Source organism: Pseudomonas sp. Z18(2022), from assembly GCF_036346535.1.
GTDB lineage: Bacteria > Pseudomonadota > Gammaproteobacteria > Pseudomonadales > Pseudomonadaceae > Aquipseudomonas > Aquipseudomonas yamanorum_A.
In genome coordinates this window covers 122,107-145,899 of sequence record NZ_JAOTOA010000013.1, presented here as the reverse complement: position 1 = coordinate 145,899, position 23,793 = coordinate 122,107, and the positions used below count along the sequence as shown (strand labels likewise).

The 23,793-nt window shown below is 60.4% G+C and carries 22 protein-coding genes; 7 read left to right on the top strand and 15 right to left on the bottom strand.

Going from position 1 to position 23,793, the window contains the following annotated elements; all coding sequences use genetic code 11:
* Positions 1-5 precede the first annotated feature (5 nt).
* From V3W39_RS23165 to pdeM, 4 genes are all read left to right on the top strand, one after another.
* The gene (locus tag V3W39_RS23165; protein WP_259199247.1) at positions 6-1,124 is read left to right on the top strand and encodes a succinylglutamate desuccinylase/aspartoacylase family protein; all 1,119 of its coding nucleotides are present in this window, start codon (positions 6-8) and stop codon (positions 1,122-1,124) included.
* A 13-nt stretch (positions 1,125-1,137) separates the two neighbouring features.
* Positions 1,138-1,902, top strand: a complete 765-nt coding sequence (locus V3W39_RS23160; protein ID WP_003209529.1) for an ABC transporter ATP-binding protein — start codon at positions 1,138-1,140, stop codon at positions 1,900-1,902.
* Between the two features lie 501 nt (positions 1,903-2,403).
* Positions 2,404-4,881: a ligase-associated DNA damage response DEXH box helicase gene (locus V3W39_RS23155; protein ID WP_330213388.1), complete on the top strand. Its 2,478-nt coding sequence runs from the start codon at positions 2,404-2,406 to the stop codon at positions 4,879-4,881.
* Entirely contained in the window at positions 4,881-5,537 is a 657-nt protein-coding gene (gene pdeM / locus V3W39_RS23150; RefSeq protein WP_330213387.1) for a ligase-associated DNA damage response endonuclease PdeM, read from the top strand. The genes V3W39_RS23155 and pdeM overlap by 1 nt, the downstream gene beginning before the upstream one ends.
* A gap of 32 nt (positions 5,538-5,569) precedes the next feature.
* On the opposite strand, the gene V3W39_RS23145 is transcribed toward pdeM, so the two are convergent.
* Together V3W39_RS23145 and dcd are read right to left on the bottom strand one after the other, a co-directional pair.
* Positions 5,570-5,773, bottom strand: coding sequence for a hypothetical protein (locus tag V3W39_RS23145; RefSeq protein WP_003219272.1), 204 nt, complete (start codon positions 5,771-5,773; stop codon positions 5,570-5,572).
* 107 nt (positions 5,774-5,880) lie between these two features.
* Positions 5,881-6,447, bottom strand: a complete 567-nt coding sequence (gene dcd / locus V3W39_RS23140) for a dCTP deaminase (protein WP_003219273.1) — start codon at positions 6,445-6,447, stop codon at positions 5,881-5,883.
* Positions 6,448-6,825: 378 nt separating this feature from the next.
* On the opposite strand from dcd, the gene V3W39_RS23135 reads away from it, so the two are divergent.
* Positions 6,826-7,035, top strand: a complete 210-nt coding sequence (locus tag V3W39_RS23135) for a cold-shock protein (RefSeq protein WP_002554837.1) — start codon at positions 6,826-6,828, stop codon at positions 7,033-7,035.
* A gap of 232 nt (positions 7,036-7,267) precedes the next feature.
* Here the strand turns inward: V3W39_RS23135 and rpoS are convergent, their stop codons facing one another.
* The 8 genes from rpoS to V3W39_RS23095 form a co-directional block, all read right to left on the bottom strand.
* Complete coding sequence (gene rpoS, locus V3W39_RS23130) at positions 7,268-8,272, bottom strand: RNA polymerase sigma factor RpoS (protein WP_003219274.1); 1,005 nt, start codon at positions 8,270-8,272, stop codon at positions 7,268-7,270.
* Between the two features lie 106 nt (positions 8,273-8,378).
* Positions 8,379-9,215, bottom strand: coding sequence for a peptidoglycan DD-metalloendopeptidase family protein (locus V3W39_RS23125; RefSeq protein ID WP_177076736.1), 837 nt, complete (start codon positions 9,213-9,215; stop codon positions 8,379-8,381).
* Between the two features lie 210 nt (positions 9,216-9,425).
* A complete protein-coding gene (locus tag V3W39_RS23120; RefSeq protein WP_010176736.1) occupies positions 9,426-10,061 on the bottom strand; it encodes a protein-L-isoaspartate(D-aspartate) O-methyltransferase in 636 nt (211 codons plus the stop codon).
* Between the two features lie 41 nt (positions 10,062-10,102).
* Entirely contained in the window at positions 10,103-10,852 is a 750-nt protein-coding gene (surE, locus tag V3W39_RS23115) for a 5'/3'-nucleotidase SurE (protein ID WP_177042052.1), read from the bottom strand.
* Positions 10,840-11,898: a tRNA pseudouridine(13) synthase TruD gene (gene truD, locus V3W39_RS23110; RefSeq protein ID WP_330213386.1), complete on the bottom strand. Its 1,059-nt coding sequence runs from the start codon at positions 11,896-11,898 to the stop codon at positions 10,840-10,842. The genes surE and truD overlap by 13 nt, the downstream gene beginning before the upstream one ends.
* The gene (ispF, locus tag V3W39_RS23105) at positions 11,895-12,368 is read right to left on the bottom strand and encodes a 2-C-methyl-D-erythritol 2,4-cyclodiphosphate synthase (RefSeq protein ID WP_010176739.1); all 474 of its coding nucleotides are present in this window, start codon (positions 12,366-12,368) and stop codon (positions 11,895-11,897) included. Before ispF ends, truD begins: the two co-directional genes overlap by 4 nt.
* Before the next feature lie 54 nt (positions 12,369-12,422).
* Positions 12,423-13,268 (bottom strand): S-formylglutathione hydrolase, encoded by an 846-nt coding sequence (gene fghA, locus V3W39_RS23100; RefSeq protein ID WP_330213385.1) that lies wholly within the window; start codon positions 13,266-13,268, stop codon positions 12,423-12,425.
* 8 nt (positions 13,269-13,276) lie between these two features.
* The gene (locus tag V3W39_RS23095; RefSeq protein ID WP_010176741.1) at positions 13,277-14,389 is read right to left on the bottom strand and encodes an S-(hydroxymethyl)glutathione dehydrogenase/class III alcohol dehydrogenase; all 1,113 of its coding nucleotides are present in this window, start codon (positions 14,387-14,389) and stop codon (positions 13,277-13,279) included.
* Between the two features lie 108 nt (positions 14,390-14,497).
* On the opposite strand from V3W39_RS23095, the gene V3W39_RS23090 reads away from it, so the two are divergent.
* Both V3W39_RS23090 and V3W39_RS23085 read left to right on the top strand, forming a co-directional pair.
* Positions 14,498-15,397: a LysR substrate-binding domain-containing protein gene (locus V3W39_RS23090; RefSeq protein WP_177042045.1), complete on the top strand. Its 900-nt coding sequence runs from the start codon at positions 14,498-14,500 to the stop codon at positions 15,395-15,397.
* A 66-nt stretch (positions 15,398-15,463) separates the two neighbouring features.
* A complete protein-coding gene (locus V3W39_RS23085) occupies positions 15,464-18,511 on the top strand; it encodes a membrane-targeted effector domain-containing toxin (RefSeq protein WP_330213384.1) in 3,048 nt (1,015 codons plus the stop codon).
* Between the two features lies 1 nt (position 18,512).
* On the opposite strand, the gene ispD is transcribed toward V3W39_RS23085, so the two are convergent.
* The 5 genes from ispD to V3W39_RS23060 all read right to left on the bottom strand — a co-directional run bounded on the left by ispD (position 18,513) and on the right by V3W39_RS23060 (position 23,599).
* Positions 18,513-19,223 carry a 2-C-methyl-D-erythritol 4-phosphate cytidylyltransferase gene (ispD, locus tag V3W39_RS23080; RefSeq protein WP_330213383.1) on the bottom strand — a complete coding sequence of 237 codons (711 nt, stop codon included), beginning with the start codon at positions 19,221-19,223 and terminating at the stop codon, positions 18,513-18,515.
* Positions 19,220-19,498 (bottom strand): cell division protein FtsB, encoded by a 279-nt coding sequence (gene ftsB / locus V3W39_RS23075; RefSeq protein WP_003219292.1) that lies wholly within the window; start codon positions 19,496-19,498, stop codon positions 19,220-19,222. Before ftsB ends, ispD begins: the two co-directional genes overlap by 4 nt.
* Positions 19,499-19,669: 171 nt before the next feature.
* Positions 19,670-20,959 (bottom strand): phosphopyruvate hydratase, encoded by a 1,290-nt coding sequence (eno, locus tag V3W39_RS23070; protein WP_076015818.1) that lies wholly within the window; start codon positions 20,957-20,959, stop codon positions 19,670-19,672.
* 157 nt (positions 20,960-21,116) lie between these two features.
* Entirely contained in the window at positions 21,117-21,962 is an 846-nt protein-coding gene (gene kdsA, locus V3W39_RS23065; RefSeq protein ID WP_177042037.1) for a 3-deoxy-8-phosphooctulonate synthase, read from the bottom strand.
* A gap of 5 nt (positions 21,963-21,967) precedes the next feature.
* Positions 21,968-23,599 carry a CTP synthase gene (locus V3W39_RS23060; protein ID WP_076015820.1) on the bottom strand — a complete coding sequence of 544 codons (1,632 nt, stop codon included), beginning with the start codon at positions 23,597-23,599 and terminating at the stop codon, positions 21,968-21,970.
* Positions 23,600-23,793 lie beyond the last annotated feature (194 nt).

Sequence of the window (23,793 nt, the reverse complement as noted above, 5' to 3'; positions counted from 1 at the left end):
CCTTCATGCGTCATCAGATTCATCCACTCGTGGCGCCGGTGCCGGGCACGGCGCGGCAGATCCACAGTTTCCACTTCGGGCCCGAGCAGGCAGAAGGCAAGGTCTACATCCAGTCGTCGCTGCATGCCGACGAGTTGCCGGGCATGCTGGTGGCCTGGCATCTCAAGGCGCGCCTGGCACAACTGGCTGCGGCCGGCCGCCTGCGCAGCGAGATCGTGCTGGTGCCCATCGCCAACCCCACCGGCCTGGAACAGGTGTTGATGGACATCCCCCTGGGCCGCTACGAGCTGGAAAGCGGGCAGAACTTCAATCGCCTGTTTGTCGACCTGAGCGACGAAGTCGGCAATCAGATTGAAGAACTGCTGGGAGACGATCCGCAGCACAACGTCGAGTTGATCCGCGACGCTCTGGTCATGGCCCTTGGGGCGCAAACACCCGCCACTCAATTGGAGTCCCAGCGCCTGGTGCTGCAACGCCTGGCATGCGATGCCGACATGGTGCTGGACCTGCACTGCGACTTCGAAGCCGTGGCGCACCTGTACACCACCCCCGAAGCGTGGCCCCAGGTGGAGCCGTTGGCGCGCTATATCGGCTCGGAAGCCAGCCTGCTGGCCACCGACTCTGGCGGGCAATCGTTCGATGAATGCTTCACTTTGGTGTGGTGGCAATTGCAGCAACGGTTTGGCGAGCGTTTCCCGATCCCGATGGGCAGCTTTTCGGTGACCGTCGAGCTGCGCGGCCAGGGCGACGTCAACCACGGCCTGGCCAGCCTCGACTGCCAGGCGATCATTGATTACCTGATTCACTTCGGCGCGATCAGCGGCGAGCCTGCACCGCTGCCGCAATTGCCCTACCCCGCCACACCACTGGCGGGCGTCGAGCCGGTGGCCACGCCCGTGGGCGGCTTGCTGGTGTTCAGCGCCCTGCCCGGGGAATACGTGGAAGCCGGGCAACTGATCGCCGAAATCATCGACCCCATTTCTGACCGCGTAACGCCGGTGCATTGCCGCAATGCCGGCCTGCTTTACGCCCGTTCGCTGCGGCGCATGGCCACTGCCGGGATGGTCATCGCCCATGTCGCAGGCCTTGAAGCCTATCGCAGCGGCTACCTACTTTCGCCTTGAGGATGCATGCCCCATGTACAAATTGACCGTTGAAGGCCTGCATAAAAGCTATGGCGACAATGAGGTGCTCAAAGGTGTCTCGCTCAAGGCCAAGACCGGTGATGTGATCAGCTTGATCGGCGCCAGCGGCTCGGGCAAAAGCACCTTTTTGCGTTGTATCAACTTTCTTGAACAGCCGAATGATGGGGCCATGACCCTGGACGGGCAGCAGATTCGTATGGTCAGCGACCGCCATGGGATGCGTGTGGCTGATGACGCTGAGTTGCAGCGCCTGCGTACGCGGTTGGCGATGGTGTTTCAGCATTTCAACTTGTGGAGCCACATGAGTGTGCTGGAGAACATCACCATGGCACCGCGCCGGGTCTTGGGCTGCAGCAAGAAGGACGCCGAGGACCGGGCTCGTCGTTACCTGGACAAGGTTGGGCTGCCGGCGCGGGTGGCGGGTCAATACCCGGCGTTTTTGTCGGGTGGCCAGCAACAGCGGGTGGCGATTGCCCGGGCGCTGGCGATGGAGCCGGAGGTGATGCTGTTTGACGAGCCGACTTCGGCGCTGGATCCGGAATTGGTGGGTGAGGTGTTGAAGGTGATTCAGGGGCTGGCTGAGGAAGGCCGGACGATGATCATGGTGACCCACGAGATGAGCTTTGCCCGGAAGGTGTCGAGCCAGGTGCTGTTTTTGCACAAGGGGTTGGTGGAGGAACAAGGTGCGCCGGAGGATGTGCTGGGTAATCCGAAGAGCGAGCGGTTGCAGCAGTTTTTGAGTGGGAATTTGAAGTAGGGCTGGGGGGCATATCCGTTATTTAGGTGATGGCTGATATGGGTTCCGCTCTTACAGCGGCTCACTTTTGAACAGCGCCAACCACTCGGCACCTCGCTGCGGGCCGCCTAAGATCAAGATCAACAGCACAGCAGCCTACAGGCCGGCTTGAGTGGTAGAAGCAAAATCAAAATCTAAAGCGACCACGATCCCCTGTAGGAGCTGGCTTGCCGGCGATGGTCGTTAACGATGACGTTGGCGTCCTGAATGAACGCGGCGTTCTCAGGTTCTTCGCCGGCAAGCCGGCTCCTACAGAAAAGCGGCTTTTGATCTGGCTTTTGATTTTGATTTGCGGGCCCCGTCAACCACGATGGCCGGCATTCCGGGCGTTTGCCAAAAGTGACCCGCTGTAAGAGCGGAACCATAAGCCGCCGTTACCGCAGCAACGGATATGCCCCCAACATTCGTTAAACCTTTCCCCCCCAACAAAGGTCTCTGAAATACCCCCCCAGAGCCCCAAGCATGGCCAAATCCAGCAACTTCGCCAAAGACTGGTTCACCGCCAAAAACTGGAAACCGTTCGCCTTCCAGAAAGATGTATGGAACGCAGTCAAGCAAGGCCAGTCGGGACTGCTCCACGCCAGCACCGGCGCCGGGAAAACCTACGCCCTGTGGTTCGCCGCCCTCAACCGCTTCGCCATCACCGAAGACACTCCCCGCAAACGCAAAGCCCCCGCCGAACCGCTGACCGTCCTGTGGATCACCCCCATGCGCGCCCTGGCCGCAGACACCGCCCGCGCCCTTGAAGCACCGCTCCAATCCCTGAGCATCCCCTGGACCGTCGGCCTGCGCACCGGCGACACCAGCAGCAGCGAACGCGCCCGACAAAGCCGCCGCCTGCCCACCACCCTGATCACCACCCCGGAAAGCCTCACGCTGATGCTCGCCCGCGCCGACAGCGAGGTCAGCCTGTCCCATCTGCGCATGGTAGTCGTGGACGAATGGCACGAACTGATCGGCAACAAACGCGGCGTACAACTGCAACTGGCCCTCGCCCGCCTGCGGCAATGGCATCCAGAGCTGATTGTGTGGGGCATTTCCGCAACTTTGGGTAACCAGGCTCACGCGCTGGAGGTGTTGATCCCACAGGGCGGCGGGATCAACGTGCAGGGGCAAACCGCCAAGCTGTTGCAGGTCGATACGCTGTTGCCACCAGTGATCGAGCGTTTTCCATGGGCCGGCCATATCGGCCTGAAGATGCTGCCGCAAGTGGTGGCCGAGGTCGACGCCAGCAGCAGTTGCCTGGTGTTTACCAACACCCGGGCGCAATCGGAAATCTGGTACCAGGCGTTACTCGAGGCTCGTCCCGATTGGGCCGGGCTGATTGCTCTGCACCACGGTTCGCTATCCCGGGAAACCCGCGATTGGGTAGAGCGAGCCCTGAAAGACGGGCAACTGAAGGCCGTGGTGTGTACGTCGAGCCTGGACCTGGGGGTGGATTTCCTGCCAGTGGAACGGGTGCTGCAGATTGGCTCGGCCAAAGGCGTAGCCCGCCTGATGCAACGCGCCGGGCGCTCCGGTCATGCCCCTGGCCGGCCGTCGCGAGTGACGCTGGTGCCGACCCACAGCCTGGAGCTGGTGGAAGCCGCGGCCGCCCAGGACGCCATCGCTGAGCGGCGCATCGAAGCCCGTCAGTCGCCCCACAAGCCGCTGGATGTGCTGGTACAACATTTGGTGAGCATGGCGCTGGGCGGCGGTTTTGTGCCGGATGCGTTGCTGGAGGAAGTCCGCAGCGCCTGGGCCTATCGCGACCTGCGCGACGCGGATTGGGCCTGGGCCCTGGGTTTCGTGCGCCATGGTGGCCTGTCGCTGACGGCCTACCCGGATTACCGCCGGGTCGAACCGGACGAACACGGCATCTGGCGCGTCCCCGATGCTCGGCTGGCCCGGCGCCATCGGATGAGCGTGGGGACGATCGTCAGCGACGCCAGTATCCAGCTGAAATTCTGGAGCAAGGGCGGCGGTGGCAAGACCCTGGGCAGTGTCGAGGAAGGGTTTATTGCGCGATTGAAGCCGGGGGATGGCTTCCTGTTCGCTGGGCGCTTGCTGGAATTGGTACGGGTGGAAAACATGACCGCTTATGTGAAGCGCAGTACCGCAAAAAAGGCCGCCGTACCACGCTGGAACGGCGGGCGCATGCCACTTTCCAACGAGCTGGCCCAGGCGGTGGTCGAGCGCTTTGATGCGGCCGCCCACGCGCGTTTCCTCGGCCCGGAGATGCACGCGGTGCAACCGTTGCTGGAAACCCAGTTGCGCTGGTCCGGGCTGCCCACTCGCGAGCATCTGCTGGCCGAGGCGCTCAAGTCCCGGGAGGGCTGGCACCTGTTCCTGTACCCGTTCGCCGGGCGCCAGGTGCATCTGGGGCTGGCAAGCCTGCTGGCGTGGCGGGTCAGCCGGCAGCAGGCGGTGACGTTTTCGATCGCGGTGAATGACTATGGGTTGGAGCTACTGAGTGCAACCGAGGTGGATTGGCCGGCGCTATTAAGCGGGGAATTGCTCACGGCGGACCATCTGCTGGATGACGTCGTGGCGAGCCTGAATGCCGGTGAACTGGCGCTGCGGCGCTTTCGTGAGATCGCGCGGATCGCCGGGCTGGTGTTCGCCGGCTACCCGGGCGCGCCGAAAAGTACCCGCCAGGTGCAGGCTTCCAGCGGGTTGTTCTTTGAAGTATTCAAGCAATACGACCCGCAGAACCTGTTGCTGGCCCAGGCCGGGGAAGAAGTCCTGCGCGAAGAGCTGGATATTCGTCGGCTGGAAGAGACGTTGCGCCACTTGTCAGGGTTGAAACTGGACCTGCATCAGATCAAACGGCCTACACCACTGGCGTTCCCGCTATTGGTAGAGCGTTTTCGGGAAAGCCTGAGCTCGGAAAAACTCTCGGAGCGCATCGCACGGATGGTCAAGGATCTGGAAAAAGTCGCCGATAACGGGAAAAACTGATGCCCGTTCATTACCCGATACATCTGGCGGAAGAAACGCTGTGGTTGCTGGCGGACAAGGCGGTGTATTGGCCCGCGAGAAAGTGCCTGCTGATCGCCGATGCGCATTTTGGCAAGGCGTCGGCCTATCGCAGCCTGGGCCAGCCGGTGCCGCAGGGCACGACGACGGACAACCTGCAACGCCTGGACCGACTGTTGGCAGCCTATCCATGTGAGCAGGTGATCTTTCTCGGCGACTTTCTCCACGGGCCCGGCTCCCACGCCAGCGGCACCCTGAACGCCCTGAGAGCCTGGCGTGAGCGCCATTCCGATCTGTCACTGACGCTGATTCGCGGCAACCACGACAAACGCGCTGGCGACCCGCCTGGCGATCTGAACATGGAGGTGGTCACCGAGCCCCTGCTGATGGGCCCGTTTGCGCTGCAACACGAACCGCAGGTCCATCCCAGCCACCATGTACTGGCCGGGCACGTGCACCCGGTCTATCGCTTGCGGGGCAAGGGCCGGCAAAGCTTGCGCCTGCCGTGCTTCCAACTCGGCGCCGAGGTCAGCCTGTTGCCGGCGTTCGGCGCGTTTACCGGGGGTTATTGCGTGAAGATGGAGGAAGACAGCCAGGTCTTTGTGATCGGGGACCATGAAGTATGGCCAGTGCATTGAGCCACTGACCATCAGGCAACGGCTGCAGGAAATCAGGCCACAGGGGCGGGAGGCGGTTCGTCAGGGAGGGTTGGCTCACCGGGTTCTTCAGGCTGGTTGGGCCAGGGATCATCGGGGCCGGGCTGGCCGGGAATGCCGCCTGCGGCGGGATCGGCCATCAAGGACCAGGCCATCACGCCAATCTGATTGGGTTCAAGCCGGGCGAGTTCGGCGCTGATTCGCGGATCGAGCTTCATAGGGGACTCCTCAAGCGTGGCCCGGCGCGTTGTGCACGCGACGGGGCAGTACACCCAATAGAGTGTCTGCCCGCTGACAAATTCCCTTAGCCTGTAAGACGATTCGATCAGGTGCGTGGGAGAGTGACGCCACGCTGGCCCTGATACTTGCCGCCACGGTCCTTATAGGACACTTCGCACTCTTCGTCGGATTCGAAGAACAGCATCTGTGCCACGCCTTCGTTGGCGTAGATTTTTGCCGGCAAGGTGGTGGTGTTGGAGAACTCGAGGGTGACGTGCCCTTCCCATTCCGGCTCGAGCGGCGTCACGTTGACGATGATGCCGCAGCGCGCGTAGGTGCTTTTACCGAGGCAGATAGTCAGGACGTTGCGCGGGATACGGAAGAACTCGACGGTGCGCGCCAGGGCAAAGGAGTTTGGCGGGATGATGCAGACGTCGCTCTTGACGTCGACGAAGCTTTTTTCGTCGAAGTTTTTCGGATCGACGGTTGCCGAGTTGATGTTGGTAAACACCTTGAACTCATCGGCGCAACGTACATCGTAGCCGTAGCTGGAAACCCCGAACGAGATCAGCCGCTCAGCGCCTTCGCCGCGCATCTGGCGCTCCACGAAGGGCTCGATCATGCCGTGCTCTTGCGCCATGCGGCGAATCCACTTGTCCGATTTGATGCTCATGGCGGGTGTCCTGAATAGCGAGGTGAAAAAATTCTGTTGGGCATCTTACCGGGGCTGGCCCCGTGGTTCAAAGGGGCGGCTGTTTTTCTTGGTGCCGTGCAGCCCCTGCTGGGCGGGGCGCACCTTCAATTGTGGAGCGTTGGTGCGGTATCAGGCTGCCGCCAGTCACGAAAATAGAGAAACCTTCGGAAATACCATTGGCACGTTCCGGAAAAAGGGTTAAGGTGGCGCCACTGTGCTGCTTGTGTCACTGAGAATCTCTACACGATATGTTGAATTTCGATCCAACCATCTCCAAGAATTTTTCCTGCTCTTTGCACTCAGTCTCGGCCAGGGCTTTTCCTGAGTCGCAGTTAACTTTGTCCAAGGAGATACACCATGTCTAATCGCCAAACTGGTACCGTTAAGTGGTTCAACGATGAAAAAGGCTTCGGCTTCATCACTCCACAATCCGGTGACGACCTGTTCGTTCACTTCAAAGCTATCCAATCCGACGGCTTCAAAAGCCTGAAAGAAGGCCAACAGGTTTCTTTCATCGCTACCCGCGGTCAGAAAGGCATGCAAGCTGAAGAAGTTCAAGTTATCTAACTTGTACTGATTTAGTCGAAAAGCCCCGCCCTTAAAAGCGGGGCTTTTTTGTGCCTGGGATTTGGCTATCGTAGCAGCTGTCGAGCGCCAGCTAGGCTGCGTAGGGCGCGACACCGAGTTGAGGCCGGACGCAGCCTCGCTGGCGCTCGACAGCTGCTACGCGCGCCCCCAAAGCAAAACGCCCGGCGCATTCACATGCACCGGGCGTTTTTTATAGCTGCCTTACAGGCCGTTATTGAAACAACGACTCACTCGACAAGCCATTCTTCTCCAGGATCTCGCGCAAGCGCTTGAGGCCCTCTACCTGGATCTGCCGAACCCGCTCACGGGTCAGGCCGATCTCCAGGCCAACATCCTCCAGGGTACTGCTTTCGTGGCCGCGCAGCCCGAAGCGGCGAATCACCACCTCACGCTGTTTGTCCGTCAACTCCGAAAGCCACTGGTCGATGCTTTGCGACAGATCGTCGTCCTGCAGCAACTCACAAGGGTCTGTAGGGCGATCATCGGTGAGGGTGTCCAGCAGGGTTTTATCCGAATCCGGGCCCAGCGAGACATCGACTGAAGACACCCGCTCATTGAGGCCGAGCATACGCTTGACCTCTCCCACCGGTTTTTCCAGCAGGTTGGCGATTTCTTCAGGCGAAGGTTCATGATCGAGTTTTTGTGTCAGCTCACGCGCCGCCCGCAGGTAGACGTTGAGCTCCTTGACCACATGGATCGGCAACCGGATCGTACGGGTTTGATTCATGATCGCCCGTTCGATGGTTTGACGAATCCACCAGGTGGCGTAGGTTGAAAAGCGGAAACCCCGCTCAGGGTCAAACTTCTCCACCGCTCGGATCAGGCCGAGATTGCCCTCCTCGATCAAGTCCAACAGGGACAACCCACGATTGACGTAGCGTCGGGCGATTTTCACCACCAGTCGCAGGTTGCTTTCAATCATGCGCTTGCGCCCAGCCGGATCACCCTTTTGCGACAAGCGCGCAAAATGGACTTCTTCTTCGGGAGTGAGCAGAGGGGAAAAGCCGATTTCATTGAGGTACAGCTGGGTCGCGTCGAGCGCCCGCGTGTAATCAATATATTTGTGTTGCTTTAACGCGGTGGAGTTTTTGGACTTGGTGCGAACTGAAGGTACAGCAGGTCCCTCATTCGACATCGATTCCGTATCGATGACAGTCTCCATAAGGAGAACCTCATCGTCGATGTCAAACTCCGGCGCTTCTTTACTGAGAGCCATTGTTATAGTCCTTTGGTGAGTTCGACCTCAAGCTCAAGCGACGCCTTTATCCTTGGCAACGCTGGAGCCTGCTCCTTCTACGTGAGGGAACAGGCTGTGCAACACATCAACGACGGGGAAGGAATTGCAGCGGATCAACAGGCTTCCCTTGGCGGCGAATCTCAAAGTGCAGTTTCACCCGGTCTGTACCAGTTGACCCCATTTCGGCAATTGTCTGTCCGACTTTGACCTGCTGCCCCTCCCGAACCAACAGCCTGCGGTTATGACCGTAGGCACTGACGTAGGTATCGCTGTGTTTGATGATGACCAGCTCGCCGTAGCCCCGTAAACCACTCCCGGCGTACACCACTGTCCCATCAGACGCAGCTAAAACAGGCTGTCCCAAATCCCCGGCGATATCAATGCCTTTATTCAAACTACCGTTTGAAGAGAATTTTCCAATAAGGATGCCATTTGAGGGCCATCCCCAACCGGTAGGAGCAGGCCCGGCAGGCGGCATCGGCGCGGGTGCCGGTTTGCTCGCAACCCCAGGCGCGGCGGTGCCTGCAGGCCGGGTGATGATTGTAGTTTTGCTTGAAGAAGACGGCGACGAGGCCGTATTTGTGACGACAGCAGTCGGTGCTGAACCGGTTCGCCCATCGAAACGGATGGTCTGGCCCGGATGTATCGTATAGGGCACAGGAATATTGTTACGAGCCGCGAGCGCCTTGTAATCCCACCCATAACGGAAGGCAATCGAGAACATCGTATCGCCCTTGCGCACCACATATTGCCCGGTGGTAACGGTAGGTTTTTGCGGGACCGCATTATTGCGGTCGACCACTCGGGCACCACCGGATGGCGTGCTTGAGCAAGCCGCCAGCAAGGAACTCAAGACAAGGCCAATCACCAGTCGCTGAAAGCTTGTTTGACTCATACGCTGTGCAATGACCGTGAGACTCACCCGCCGCTCCCTTTGTGGTGGCTGACTATGAACGCCTGTATCAGGCTTGAAATATGACGCAAGTATAACTGCCCGTTGGACTTTTACTGGAAACACGATTCTAAAGAAAATTTCATCATGCCAAGTCCCGGCGGCTGACTATGTTGACTCCATAGACCCCGCTGTAAGACACATAGCCGGCAATAGAATTCAGTACGCAGGAATAATTGATCAGGCCAGCGGACCGTTAAGCAACGGAACAAAACGCACCGCACCGAGCACATGCCGGGAAAAGCCTTCTTCCTCACGAATGATCAACATTAATTGTTGCACTTCGCCGGAGCCCACCGGAATCACCAGGCGCCCGCCGGGAGCCAATTGGTCGAGTAAAGCCTGGGGCACGTCGGTCGCCACGGCGGTGACGATGATGCCGTTGTATGGCGCCAGCGCCGGCCAGCCTTCCCAGCCATCGCCCCAGCGGAACACCACGTTGCGCAGGTTCAGCTCCACCAGGCGCTCCTTGGCCCGGTCCTGCAGAACCTTGATGCGCTCCACGGAAAACACCCGCTCTACCAGTTGTGACAACACGGCCGTCTGGTAGCCGGAACCGGTGCCGATTTCCAGCACCTTGTCCAGCGGGCCGGCCGCCAGCAGCAACTCACTCATCCGCGCCACCATATAAGGCTGGGAGATGGTCTGGTTGTGGCCAATTGGCAGCGCCGTGTCTTCATAAGCGCGGTGCGCCAGGGCTTCATCGACAAACAGGTGCCGTGGGGTACGCCGGATCACCTCCAGCACCTGGGCGTTGGACAGCCCCTCTTCATACAGGCGCTGGATCAAACGCTCGCGGGTGCGCTGGGAGGTCATCCCGATGCCCCGGCGCAGCAGGTCGTCTTGTTCACGAGCCATCAGCGCAGCCCCTCCAGCCAGCCATCGAGGCTACTGAAGGCATCACTGAAGGTGCGATCGAGTTGCAACGGGGTAATCGAGACATAGCCTTGCATCACCGCATGAAAGTCCGTGCCCTCGCCACCGTCCTCGGCATCGCCGGCAGCGGCGATCCAATAACCTTCACGGCCACGCGGATCGACCACCTTCAACGGCGCTGCCGCACGGGCGCGATGGCCCAGGCGGGTCAACTGGATGCCGCGAATGTGGTCCAGGGGCAGGTTGGGGATATTGACGTTGAGCACCGTACGCGGCGGCAACACCAGGGTGTCATGGGCTTCCACCAGCTTGCGGGCGAAATACGCCGCGGTCGCCAGGTTGTCCAATTGACGGGAAGCAAACGAAAAGGCGAACGAAGTCCGACCGAGGAAGCGCCCCTCAAGGGCTGCTGCCACAGTGCCGGAGTACAACACGTCATCTCCCAGGTTGGCCCCCAGGTTGATCCCGGAAACCACCAGGTCAGGCTCACGCTCCAGCAGGCTGTTGATCGCCAGGTGCACGCAATCCGTCGGCGTGCCGTTCACGCTGATAAAGCCGTTGGGCAACGTCTGTACGTGCAACGGACGGTCGAGCGTCAGCGAGCTGCTGGCGCCGCTTTTGTCCTGGTCGGGGGCAACCACCACACACTCGGCGTAATCCGCCAGCGCAGCATGAAGCGCGGCAAGGCCGGGTGCAGTGACCCCGTCGTCGTTAGATATCAGAATACGCATGGGCTGTCCGTCTGCCCCACCGGCACCAGATCTACAAGCTCGCGCACCAATACGGTAGCGAAGCATCCAGCCGGCAGGACGAATTCCAATTGCAGAATGTCAGACTCGGGATAATGCCACGTCAACCCGCCAATGGGCAGTCGAAGAATGCGACGTTCCTGGCTCATGCCGGCATTCACCAGCCAATCCCGCAGGTCGGCTTCACCGTCGGCAATCGCCTGTTCCAGCGCGAAGGTCGCCCCCGACGCCGGCGAATCACCTTCGCCCCATTGCGGGCCGGTGGGATGCAGGTCGAGGATGGCCAGGCGCGGGTCGCTGCATTCAGCCTCCCCGGCCGGGAAAAAGCTGCGGCTGTCGGTAAACGCCAGCAGGTCGCCGACCTGGGCGCGCTGCCAGGAACCGTCGGCCACTCGCGCCGCCAACACTTTATTGAACAGGAAGCTGCGCGCCGTCGAGAGCAGGCGCGAACGCACGTTGCGCTGCTCCGGCAAGGCCTTGCGCGCCGCCCAGTCGCGGGCATCGACGACGTTGCCGCCGTTATGGCCGAAACGCTGGGCGCCGAAATAGTTGGGAATGCCCTGCTTGGCGATCAGCTGCAGGCGCGCGTCGATGGCCGCGGCATCACCGGCAAACTGGGTCAGGCGCAAGGTAAAGCCGTTGGCCGAATGGGCGCCGCGCTGCAGCTTGCGCTTGTGGCGGCCGGTCTTGAGGATCTTCAGGGTGTCGTTTTCCGCCCCGCTCAGGTCCGGATCAGCCTTGCCCGGCAACTGCACGCTGAACCACTGGCGGGTCAGCGCCTGGCGGTCCTTGAGCCCGGCGTAGCTGACGGTGCGCAACGGCACGCCCGCCGCCTTGGCAATCCGCCGCGCCGCTTCCTCGGTATTCAGGCCGCGCTTTTCCACCCATAACCACAGGTGTTCACCCTCGCCGCTCAACGGGATGTCCAGCACTTCATCCACCTGGAAGTCTTCGGCGGTGGCCTTCAGGACGGCGCTGCCCAAGGCGTCGCCATAGGCACGCGGGCCCAGCAGATGCAGATCATTCATGCGCGCAGCAACAAGGCAACGGAGTGCACCGCAATGCCCTCTTCGCGACCGGTAAACCCGAGCTTTTCGGTGGTGGTGGCTTTTACGTTCACTTGATCCAACTCAACTTGAAGATCCGCGGCAATCAGCGCGCGCATCGATTCGATATGCGGGGCCATTTTCGGCGCCTGGGCAACGATGGTGTTGTCGACGTTGCCGACCTTCCAGCCCTTGGCGTGGATCAAACCAACCACATGACGCAGCAGCACGCGGCTGTCCGCGCCCTTGAAAGTGGGGTCGGTGTCCGGAAAGTGTTTGCCGATGTCGCCCAACGCAGCGGCGCCGAGCAAGGCATCGCTCAAGGCATGCAGCACAACGTCGCCGTCGGAATGAGCCAGCAACCCATGGTGGTGCGCGATCCGCACGCCGCCCAGGGTGATGAAATCGCCTTCGGCGAAACGGTGCACATCATAGCCGTGGCCAATACGCATAAAAAAACGCCCCGATTTAATTCAGGGCGTGATTCTACCTACTTTTGCCTCACATTAACCGAGCAAAGCGCGTGCGTGATGGCGTAAATGGTCTTCGATAAAGCTGGCGATAAAGAAGTAGCTGTGGTCATAGCCCGGTTGCAGGCGCAGCTCCAGCGGGTGCTTGGCCGCCTTGGCCGCTTGCTGCAAGGCTTGCGGCTTGAGCTGCACCGCGAGGAAATCGTCGCGATCGCCCTGGTCCACCAGCAGCGGCAGCTTTTCCGAGGCTTCGCTGATCAACACGCAGGTATCCCATTCGCGCCACTTCGAGCGCTCTTCGCCGAGGTAGCGGGAGAACGCCTTCTGGCCCCACGGGCAATCCATCGGGTTGTTGATCGGCGAGAAGGCCGACACCGACTGATAACGCCCCGGGTTGCGCAAGGCACACACCAGCGCGCCGTGACCGCCCATAGAGTGGCCACTGATCCCGCGCTTGGCCGAAGCCGGGAAATGCGCTTCGACCAATGCCGGCAATTCCTGCACCACGTAGTCATGCATCCGATAGTGCTGGGCCCAGGGTTCCTGGGTGGCATTCAGGTAAAAGCCGGCGCCGAGGCCGAAGTCCCAGGCGTTGTCCGGGTCACCCGGCACCCCGGGCCCGCGCGGGCTGGTGTCCGGCGCCACGATGATCAACCCCAGTTCGGCCGCCATGCGCTGGGCGCCAGCCTTCTGCATGAAGTTCTCATCGGTGCAGGTCAGCCCCGACAGCCAGTACAGCACCGGCAACTTGCCGCCCTGCTCCGCTTGCGGCGGCAGGTACACGGCGAAGGTCATGTCGCAGCCCAGCACATCAGAATGGTGCTTGTAGCGTTTGTGCCAGCCGCCGAAGCTTTTCTGGCATGACAGGTTTTCCAGACTCATGGCCGACCTCAGAAGTGAATGACGGTACGGATGCTCTTGCCTTCATGCATCAGGTCAAACGCCTTGTTGATATCTTCCAGGCCCATGGTGTGGGTGATGAAGGTATCCAGCGGGATTTCGCCGGTCTGGGCCATTTCCACGTAGCTTGGCAATTCGCTGCGACCGCGCACACCACCAAACGCCGAACCGCGCCAGACTCGACCGGTCACCAGCTGGAACGGACGGGTAGCGATTTCCTGGCCGGCACCGGCCACGCCGATGATCACCGACTCGCCCCAACCCTTGTGGCAGCACTCCAGGGCCGCACGCATCAGTTGGACGTTGCCGATGCATTCGAAGGAAAAGTCGACGCCGCCATCGGTCAGATCAACGATCACGTCCTGGATCGGGCGGTCGTAGTCTTTCGGGTTGATGCAGTCGGTGGCGCCCAGTTGCTTGGCGATTTCAAACTTGGCCGGGTTGATGTCGATGGCGATGATGCGACCAGCCTTGGCTTTTACCGCGCCGATCACGGCCGACAAGCCGATACCGCCCAGGCCGAAGATGGCCACGGTGTCGCCCGGCTTGACCTTGGCGGTGTTGATCACCGCACCGATGCCGGTGGTGACGCCACAGCCCAGCAGGCAGACTTTTTCCAGCGGCGCTTCTTTGGGGATCTTGGCTACGGAGATTTCCGGCAGCACGGTGTATTCGGAGAAGGTCGAGGTGCCCATGTAGTGGAAAATCGGCTGGCCCTTGTAGGAAAAGCGCGAAGTACCGTCGGGCATCAGGCCTTTGCCCTGGGTGGCGCGAATCGCCTGGCAGAGGTTGGTCTTGCCCGACAGGCAGAATTTGCATTTGCCGCATTCCGGGGTGTACAGCGGGATCACATGGTCGCCCACCGCCACCGAGGTCACGCCTTCACCGATGGCTTCCACCACCGCACCACCTTCATGGCCGAGGATCGACGGGAAGATGCCTTCCGGGTCGGCGCCCGACAGGGTGTAGGCGTCGGTATGGCAGACACCGGAGGCCACCACCCGCAGCAACACTTCGCCAGCCTTGGGCATGGCCACATCCACTTCAACGATCTCAAGGGGCTTCTTGGCTTCGAAGGCTACGGCCGCGCGGGACTTGATCATCCGGTTTCTCCATGGATTAAAAACGTAAGACCGACAGTGTAAAACATGGCTGGTTGATTAATAATCCAGACCAAAGCAAAACATTATTGCTGTACAGGGATAATCCTCATGCTGGAAAACCGCTGGGAAGGCATCGACGAATTCGTCGCCGTGGCTGAATGCTGCCAATTCACGGCGGCGGCGGAGCGTCTCGGGGTTTCGTCCTCCCATATCAGCCGCCAGGTGGCACGGCTGGAAGAGCGACTGCAAACGCGACTGCTGTATCGCAGTACCCGTCGGGTGACGCTGACGGAGGCCGGCCAGACGTTTTTGCAGCACTGCCAGCGCCTGCAGGATGGCCGCGAGGAGGCCCTGCGCGCCGTGGGCGACCTCGCCAGCGAGCCCAAAGGCATGCTGCGCATGACCTGCGCAGTGGCGTATGGCGAACGGTTTATCGTGCCGCTGGTGACGCGCTTCATGGGGCTGTATCCGCAACTGCGGGTGGACGTGGAGCTGAGTAACCGCCAGCTGGACCTGGTGCATGAAGGCCTGGACCTGGCCATCCGCCTGGGGCGGCTTTCCGACTCACGCATGGTGGCCAGCCGCCTGGCGCCACGGCGCATGTACCTGTGCGCATCGCCCTCCTACCTTGAACGGTATGGTCGCCCACACAGCCTGTCGGAATTGAGCCGGCATAACTGCCTGATCGGCAGCTCCGACATCTGGCAACTGGAACAGGACGGGCGGGAATTTTCCCAACGCGTACAGGGCAATTGGCGCTGCAACAGTGGGCAAGCGGTGCTCGATGCCGCGTTACAAGGTGTGGGGTTGTGTCAGTTGCCCGACTACTACGTGCTGGAGCATCTGAACAGCGGCGCCCTGGTGTCGTTGCTTGAGGCTCACCAGCCGCCGAATACCGCCGTGTGGGCGCTGTATCCGCAACAGCGTCATCTGTCGCCAAAAGTGCGAAAGCTAGTGGATTTCCTTAAGGACGGGCTTGCTAAAAACCCGGTGTACACCCCCAGATAAGTAACACCCGACCAGTACCCGCTTGCCTGCAAATACCCGCAGTTTCCACTGCCACAAGGCAAGCAGATGAGCACTAACACCCCGCAGATCCAACGCACCAACCACTTTATTCACAAAGTACTGGCCGACTTCCCGGTTCCCGGCGAAATTGCCGCCAACCTGATTCGCGAACGGGCCCAGCCGTTCTGCAGCGAAGAACTGGACCCGGACAACACCCTGCTGACCACAATCGAATACAACACCGACAACCCCGACGCGCCATTCACCGGCGCGATTGTGCAGTCAATGACGTTGACCGAGGCGCTGATCACCAATGCGCCAGTGGCCCCCGGCGGGCTGGTCAACATCACCGAGTACTCCATGACCGCGCCGTATTTCAACATCGTTCCCGAGTTGCCGCGCCTGATGGATAACCGGATCCCGGCGGTATTCAACGACGAGTTCATCACCAGCGGCTGGATCCCCCCGCAACGTTATGAAGCCATTTACCTGCGCAGCCTGCCGCAGGTGTATGGCCCGGATACACAGCTGGACATCTCGCCTCAAACCTTTCGCGTCGCCGTGCAATCGAGCAATTTTGAAGAGGCTTACAACAATGCCATCCTGGCTTTCTGGGACAAGCATCAGGAAAACTATAAAACCCTGATGCGCATCGCCTTTATCGAGGCCTACCTGATTCAGTTCGAAGAGTTCAGCCTTACCGTTGAAGAGCGCCAACTGGCAGCACGGGCGGCCGGCGTAGCGGTCGAGAAAGACTTCAGCAACCTGACCCTCGAGGACATGCAGGCGCCCTACGTCCCGGACGCCGGCATCTCTCTGCGGCTGCTGCGTATTCACAACAGCGAAGCCACCGACATCCTCACCATCACCGACAACCAGAGCCAAATCACCCTGCTCTACATTCCGGGCAACTCGTCGCCCTTCCACGGCTATACCAATCCGGCCTCCATGCGCGCAAAGGTGGTGAGCGTGGCCAAAAACGCCACTCAGCGCAAAGCCCTGACCAACCATTTCGACCCCGACACCGTCGACTCCGGCCTGATCTACAGCGGTGTCGAGGAAGCGTTGATCGGCATGAGCGCTTTTCCCGGCCCGGCCCCGGCGTCCGGGCTGTTCAACAAACTGCTGCCGGACGCCTATTGGGATCCCGCGCAATACATCAACAACCCCACGTACCCGCCACTCAGCGGCGACCCGTTCGACTACGTGACTCGCCAGGTGAAAGCACGCATCAGCAAGCTGATGGCGAACACCATCGTGTCCCCCCTCGACACCCGCAAGGCCAACACCCTCGACAGCCTGGAAAAAGGCTGCCTGCTGGCACTCCCCCTGGCGCTGGCAATGCGCTCGGCACTGTTGGCGGAATTCTGCTTTCTGACCCAAGGCCTCACCGAGATGGCGATTGGCGCCGACGACGTGCTCAGAGACAAACCAAAAGGCACGGAACGCATCATCTTCGGCGCCCTGAATGCGATGCCGGTGACGATTCATGGCCTCACGACCCAGGCAGCCAGCCTCAACAGCCTGCGCAGGCAACTGGGCAAGGCGTCCAGAGAGAGCAACGGCAACATCAAAGTCAGTATCACCACCACCGGCTCAACGCCTGCAACAGATGAGGGATGGGCACCGGCCAAACTGCCCCCGCCGGCGCCCACAGGCCTGCAGAGGGTAAAGATCAATGGCGACCCGTTCTTGACCTACAGCACTCCCAATGAGGGCGGTTTTTTCGAACTGTTCATGACCGATCCGGTGCTCCCCGGAAAAATCCAGGCGACCGGGCTCTACGCCATCCAAAGTGCCGACCGGCGATGGCGGCGCGCCGGATTGAGCGGAGGCGGTGCGTTTCGCAATGGCTGGCAACGCATCTACCGGTTTTTTGGCGGCCCCGACCATTCCACCTTTTTCAACGCCTATGAAATGCCGGCACCGTTGCGCGATGCCGTGGCGAACATGATGAGCGACAACAATTCGTTCTCCGCAGACTTCGAACCCCTTGGAAGCCAGCAACAAGCGCTACGGGATACCCGCAGCCTGTTCTTTGAAAAGAGAGGTAAATTGGCCCAGGACTCCACCGAGTTTTTTAATAACCGAACGCTCTCCCCTCTCCGGCCGGTACTGCCGACGTTCAGCCTCGACGAATCCCAGACCAGCATCATCCACAAACTGTTCGGTGCCAGCGATGGCCTGGTGGTGGGCGAAACCCACGGCGCAGTGTCGAGCAAGGCGTTTCTGATCGATAACATGCAGGAGCTGGCGCGAGTCGGGGTAAAGCGGATCTATTTCGAGCATTTGCTGACGGACATTCATACGCCGTTGCTCAAGCTGTTCTACCGCTCCAGGTCGGCGCGCATGCCCGATGAGCTGAAAAATTACCTGAAGGGCATCTACCCACCTTTGCGCGATAGCTATTACACGTTTCAAAATATCGTAATCAAAGCCAGGGAGGCCGGCATCAAGGTACAACCCATCGATTGCACCGTCAGTTACATGATCCGGGACATGCCAGATACCGCCGGCACACTTCGTCAGCGAATGATGAATTTCTACGCAACCGAAGTGATTCAATGGATCCAGACCACCAAGCGCCATCCGGGAAAGTGGATCGCATTCGTGGGTGACAGCCATACCAACAATTATCGGGGAGTCCCGGGGCTGGCAGAGTTGACGGGCAGCATCGGTCTGCGGATAGAGGATGTCAGACCCGGGCTACAGCAGGGGATTATGGCTGATCCGGGGCAGACCTCCAGCATGGGAATCGGCCGGGGCGAGGCGACGGTCAAGGCGAATTTTGTATTGCGGGTTGATACCGCGTCATTGCGCAGGCCAGCCCAAGAAACGCCGGGGCCGTCACACAGCCTGGTGCTGAAGACACCTGAGACACAACTGACAAAACCAGCGCAGTTCCTGCTCTCGGCGGCCACGCCCACAACGTCGGCGCAGATTCTCTACCGGTCCCGGCGGGGCAACATCCAGACCATCACGATCAATCAAACCGGCGCGCTCTTTTCAATCAGCGTGCCGGGCTGGTCGATCGATCAGAAACATTTCCGCAGTGTGCAGGCCTTGGTTGATGCACTGAAAGCCCGGCCCGGTGTGGAGCAGGTATCCGGCTGAATCATCTGGGCTGGCTGGCTCGGCGCTGGCGCAGCCATTCAAGGTCCTCGGGGCGAGTGACCTTGATATTGTCGGAACGGCCTTCGATCAGGCGCGGCGCGTGCCCGGCCCATTCCATGGCGGAGGCTTCGTCGGTGATGACCACGTCCGACACCAGGCTGTCGGCCAGGGCCCGATGCAGGGCGCCCAGGCGAAACATCTGCGGTGTATAGGCCTGCCAGATTTCGCTGCGATCAACGGTTTCCAGCACCCGGCCATGCTTGTCGGCGCGCTTGAGGGTATCCCGCGCCGGCACCGCCAGCAGACCGCCGACGGGATCGTTGGCGAGCTCAAACAGCAGTTTGTCGAGGTCGTCGCGGTTGAGGTTGGGCCGGGCCGCATCGTGCACCAGCACCCAGTCATCATCGCCGGCGCCCTGGCCATGCAGGTACAGCAAGGCGTTAAGTACAGAATCCGAGCGCTCTTCACCGCCGTCCACACGCACGATGCGCGGGTCGGTGGCGCAGGCCAGGGTTGGCCAGTAAGGGTCGTCGACAGCCACACTGACCACCAGCCCCTTGAGGTCAGGGTGGTCGAGGAAACAGCCAAGGCTGTGTTCAAGAATAGTCCGGCCGCCCAGTTGCAGGTACTGCTTGGGACGGTCCGCGGCCATACGGGCACCCACGCCCGCGGCAGGAATCACGGCCCAGAAGGCCGGTGACGAAATACTCATTGGGCCAACTGGTAGAGGGTCTCGCCCTCCTTGACCATGCCCAACTCATGACGAGCCCGTTCTTCAACGGTCTCCATGCCCTTCTTCAGTTCAAGTACTTCGGCATCGAGCACGCGATTGCGCTCCAGCAGCACCTCGTTTTCGGCGTGCTGTGCGGCAATTTGCTGGGTCAGTTCGGTGACCTGCGCCAAGCTGCCATTCCCCACCCAAAGGCGGTACTGCAGGCCAGCCAGCAGCAAGAGCAAGACGAGGAACAACCAATTGGGACTGCGCATCGAATATCGGGTATCCAGTGAAAAAAGACAGCCATGCAAAACTTTTGCAGCAACTGATAGCACGAAGCCTGGAAAAACCAGGCTTGTGCTTGTTAGTCATGAGATTAGCGTCGAAATTCACGCTATTGTGATTTTTCCGACGTAATCCGCTGACCTTTTACCATTTAACAATCAGCCGCGAAACTCGCTGCGACCGTTGTATTTGGCTTTGCTGCCCAGTTGCTCTTCGATACGCAGCAATTGGTTGTACTTGGAAACGCGATCGGAACGGCACAGGGAACCGGTCTTGATCTGCCCGGCCGAGGTGCCCACGGCCAGGTCGGCAATGGTCGAATCTTCGGTTTCGCCGGAGCGGTGGGAGATCACGGCGGTGTAGCCCGCTGCCTTGGCCATCTGGATAGCTTCCAGGGTTTCGGTCAGGGTGCCGATCTGGTTGAACTTGATCAGGATCGAGTTGGCGATCTTTTTGTCGATGCCTTCTTTCAGGATCTTGGTGTTGGTCACGAACAGGTCGTCGCCCACCAGTTGGATTTTCTCGCCGATCTTGTCGGTGAGGATTTTCCAGCCAGCCCAGTCGGACTCGTCCAGGCCATCTTCAACGGAGATGATCGGGTAGCGTTCAGTCAGGCCCTTCAGGTAGTCGGCAAAACCTTCGGAGGTGAACACGTGGCCTTCACCGGACAGGTTGTACTTGCCGTCTTCGTAGAATTCGCTGGCCGCGCAGTCCAGGGCCAGGGTCACGTCGGTGCCCAGCTTGTAGCCAGCGTTGGCCACGGCTTCGGAGATCACTTTCAGTGCATCTTCGTTGGACGCCAGGTTCGGTGCGAAACCACCTTCGTCACCCACCGCAGTGCTCAGGCCACGGGCCTTAAGCACAGCCTTGAGGTGGTGGAAAATCTCGGTGCCCATGCGCAGGCCTTCGGAGAAGGTCTTGGCGCCAACCGGCTGCACCATGAATTCCTGGATGTCGACGTTGTTATCGGCGTGCTCGCCACCGTTGATGATGTTCATCATCGGCACCGGCATCGAGTAGACACCCGGAGTGCCGTTCAGGTTGGCGATGTGGGCGTACAGCGGCAGGTCCTGGTCCTGTGCAGCGGCCTTGGCAGCAGCCAGGGACACGGCGAGGATGGCGTTGGCGCCCAGGCTGCCTTTGTTTTCGGTACCGTCGAGCTTGATCATCGCGTGATCGAGGGCTTTCTGGTCAAGCGGGTCCTTGCCCAGCAGCAGGTCACGGATCGGGCCATTGATGTTGGCGACTGCCTTGAGTACACCCTTGCCCAGGTAACGGCTCTTGTCGCCATCACGCAGTTCCAGCGCTTCGCGGGAACCTGTGGAAGCACCGGACGGCGCGCAGGCGCTGCCGATGATGCCGTTATCGAGAAGCACGTCGGCTTCGACGGTAGGGTTGCCACGGGAGTCGAGAACTTCACGACCTTTGATGTCGACGATTTTTGCCATTGTTGTAAACACTCCAAAGTTGACGAAAACGCTCTATACCGCTCGATTTAACTTGTCGCGCACATTGCTGCTTTGCAGGAGCCGGCTTGCCGGCGATGGCGTTTTTGAGGATGCCATCGCCGGCAAGCCGGCTCCTACAGAATTAGGTTCGCCGATATTACGCGGTTTCGACGACTGGAAAACTCTTGACCAGGTCGTCCAACTGCTTCAACTGGGCCAGGAATGGCTCAAGCTTGTCCAGGCGCAGGGCGCATGGGCCGTCGCACTTGGCGTTGTCCGGATCCGGGTGGGCTTCCAGGAACAGGCCCGCCAGGGACTGGCTGATGCCGGCCTTGGCCAGGTCCAGTACCTGGGCACGGCGCCCGCCAGCGGAATCGGCACGACCACCGGGCATTTGCAGCGCGTGGGTCACGTCGAAGAACACCGGGTATTCGAACTGTTTCATGATGCCGAAACCGAGCATGTCCACCACGAGGTTGTTGTAGCCGAAGCTCGAACCACGCTCGCAGAGGATCAACTGGTCGTTACCCGCTTCCACGCACTTGTTCAGGATGTGTTTCATTTCCTGGGGCGCGAGGAACTGGGCCTTCTTGATATTGATCACAGCGCCGGTCTTGGCCATGGCGACCACGAGGTCGGTCTGGCGCGACAGGAAGGCCGGCAGCTGGATGATGTCGCACACCTCGGCGACCACGGCAGCCTGTTCCGGCTCGTGGACGTCGGTGATGATCGGCACGCCGAAGGCTTGCTTGATGTCCTGGAAGATCCGCATGCCTTCTTCAAGGCCCGGGCCGCGGTAGGAGGTCACGGACGAACGGTTGGCCTTGTCGAAGCTGGCCTTGAACACGTAAGGGATACCGAGTTTCTCGGTCACCTTCACGTACTCTTCGCAGACCTGCATCGCCATGTCGCGGCTTTCCAGCACGTTCATGCCGCCGAACAGCACCATGGGCTTGTCGTTGGCAATCTCGATGTCGCCTACGCGAATGATCTTCTGGGCCATCAGGTTTACGCCTTCTTCTGATGTTGCGTCAGTGCTGCTTTGACGAAGCCGCTGAACAACGGGTGACCGTCGCGCGGGGTCGAGGTGAACTCCGGGTGGAACTGGCAAGCCACGAACCATGGATGATCCGGTGCTTCAACCACTTCAACCAGCGCGCCATCACCGGAACGACCGGAGATTTTCAGGCCGGCTTCCATGATTTTCGGCAGCAGGTTGTTGTTCACTTCATAGCGGTGACGGTGACGCTCGACGATCACGTCCTTGCCGTAGCAATCGTGAACCAGCGAGCCCGGCTCCAGCAGGCAATCCTGCGCGCCGAGGCGCATGGTGCCGCCCAGGTCGGAGGTTTCGGTACGGGTTTCGACCGCGCCGGTGGCATCTTCCCACTCGGTGATCAGGCCCACGACCGGGTGACCGCTGGTGCGATCGAACTCGGTGGAGTTGGCGTCTTTCCAGCCCATCACGTTACGGGCGAACTCGATGACCGCCACTTGCATGCCCAGGCAGATGCCCAGGTACGGCACCTTGTTCTCACGAGCGTACTGGACGGCAGTGATCTTGCCTTCCACGCCACGCAGGCCGAAGCCGCCCGGAACCAGGATGGCGTCAACGCCTTCCAGCAGCGCAGTGCCCTGGTTCTCGATGTCTTCGGAGTCGATGTAGCGCAGGTTGACCTTGGTACGGTTGCTGATGCCCGCGTGGCTCATCGCTTCGATCAGCGACTTGTAGGCGTCCAGCAGTTCCATATACTTGCCGACCATGGCGATGGTGACTTCATGCTCAGGGTTGAGCTTGGCGTCGACCACGGCTTCCCACTCGGACAGATCGGCGCCGCCACACTGCAGGCCGAAACGCTCGACAACAAAATCATCCAGGCCCTGGGAATGCAGGATGCCCGGGATCTTGTAGATGGTGTCGGCGTCTTCCAGGGCGATCACCGCACGTTCTTCAACGTTGGTGAACTGGGCGATCTTGCGACGGGACGCGATGTCGATCGCGTGGTCGGAGCGGCATACCAGCACGTCCGGCTGCAGGCCGATGGAACGCAGTTCCTTGACCGAGTGCTGGGTAGGCTTGGTTTTGGTTTCGCCGGCGGTGGCGATGTACGGCACCAGTGTCAGGTGCATCAGCATCGCGCGCTTGGCGCCGACTTCGAAACGCAACTGGCGGATGGCTTCGAGGAACGGCTGGGATTCGATGTCACCCACGGTGCCACCGATCTCGACCATTGCCACGTCGGCATCGCCTGCACCCTTGATGATGCGGCGCTTGATTTCGTCGGTGATGTGCGGGATCACCTGGATGGTTGCACCCAGGTAGTCACCACGGCGCTCCTTGCGCAGCACGTGCTCGTAGACACGGCCGGTGGTGAAGTTGTTGTTCTGGGTCATGGTCGTGCGGATGAACCGCTCGTAGTGGCCCAGGTCCAGGTCGGTCTCGGCGCCGTCGTGGGTGACGAACACTTCACCGTGCTGGAACGGGCTCATGGTGCCCGGGTCAACGTTGATGTACGGGTCCAGCTTGAGCATGGTGACCTTAAGTCCCCGCGCCTCCAGGATGGCCGCCAATGAAGCGGAGGCAATGCCTTTCCCCAATGAAGAAACAACACCGCCCGTGACGAATATGTAGCGCGTCATGAAAAACCCTAGAAGTCTGCGTTAAAGCGGTCCGAGCCGCCGGGGAAAGCGAAGGAAGGCCGAAGCCCCCGATCACCTGCATTAATCACAGTGCACCTTTCAAAAAAACCGCCGCGTTGTGACAGACCAGCAATGAAACACCGGTACGTTGATCGCTACACATTTTTTGGAATCGCCCAGCAAAGACTGCTTGG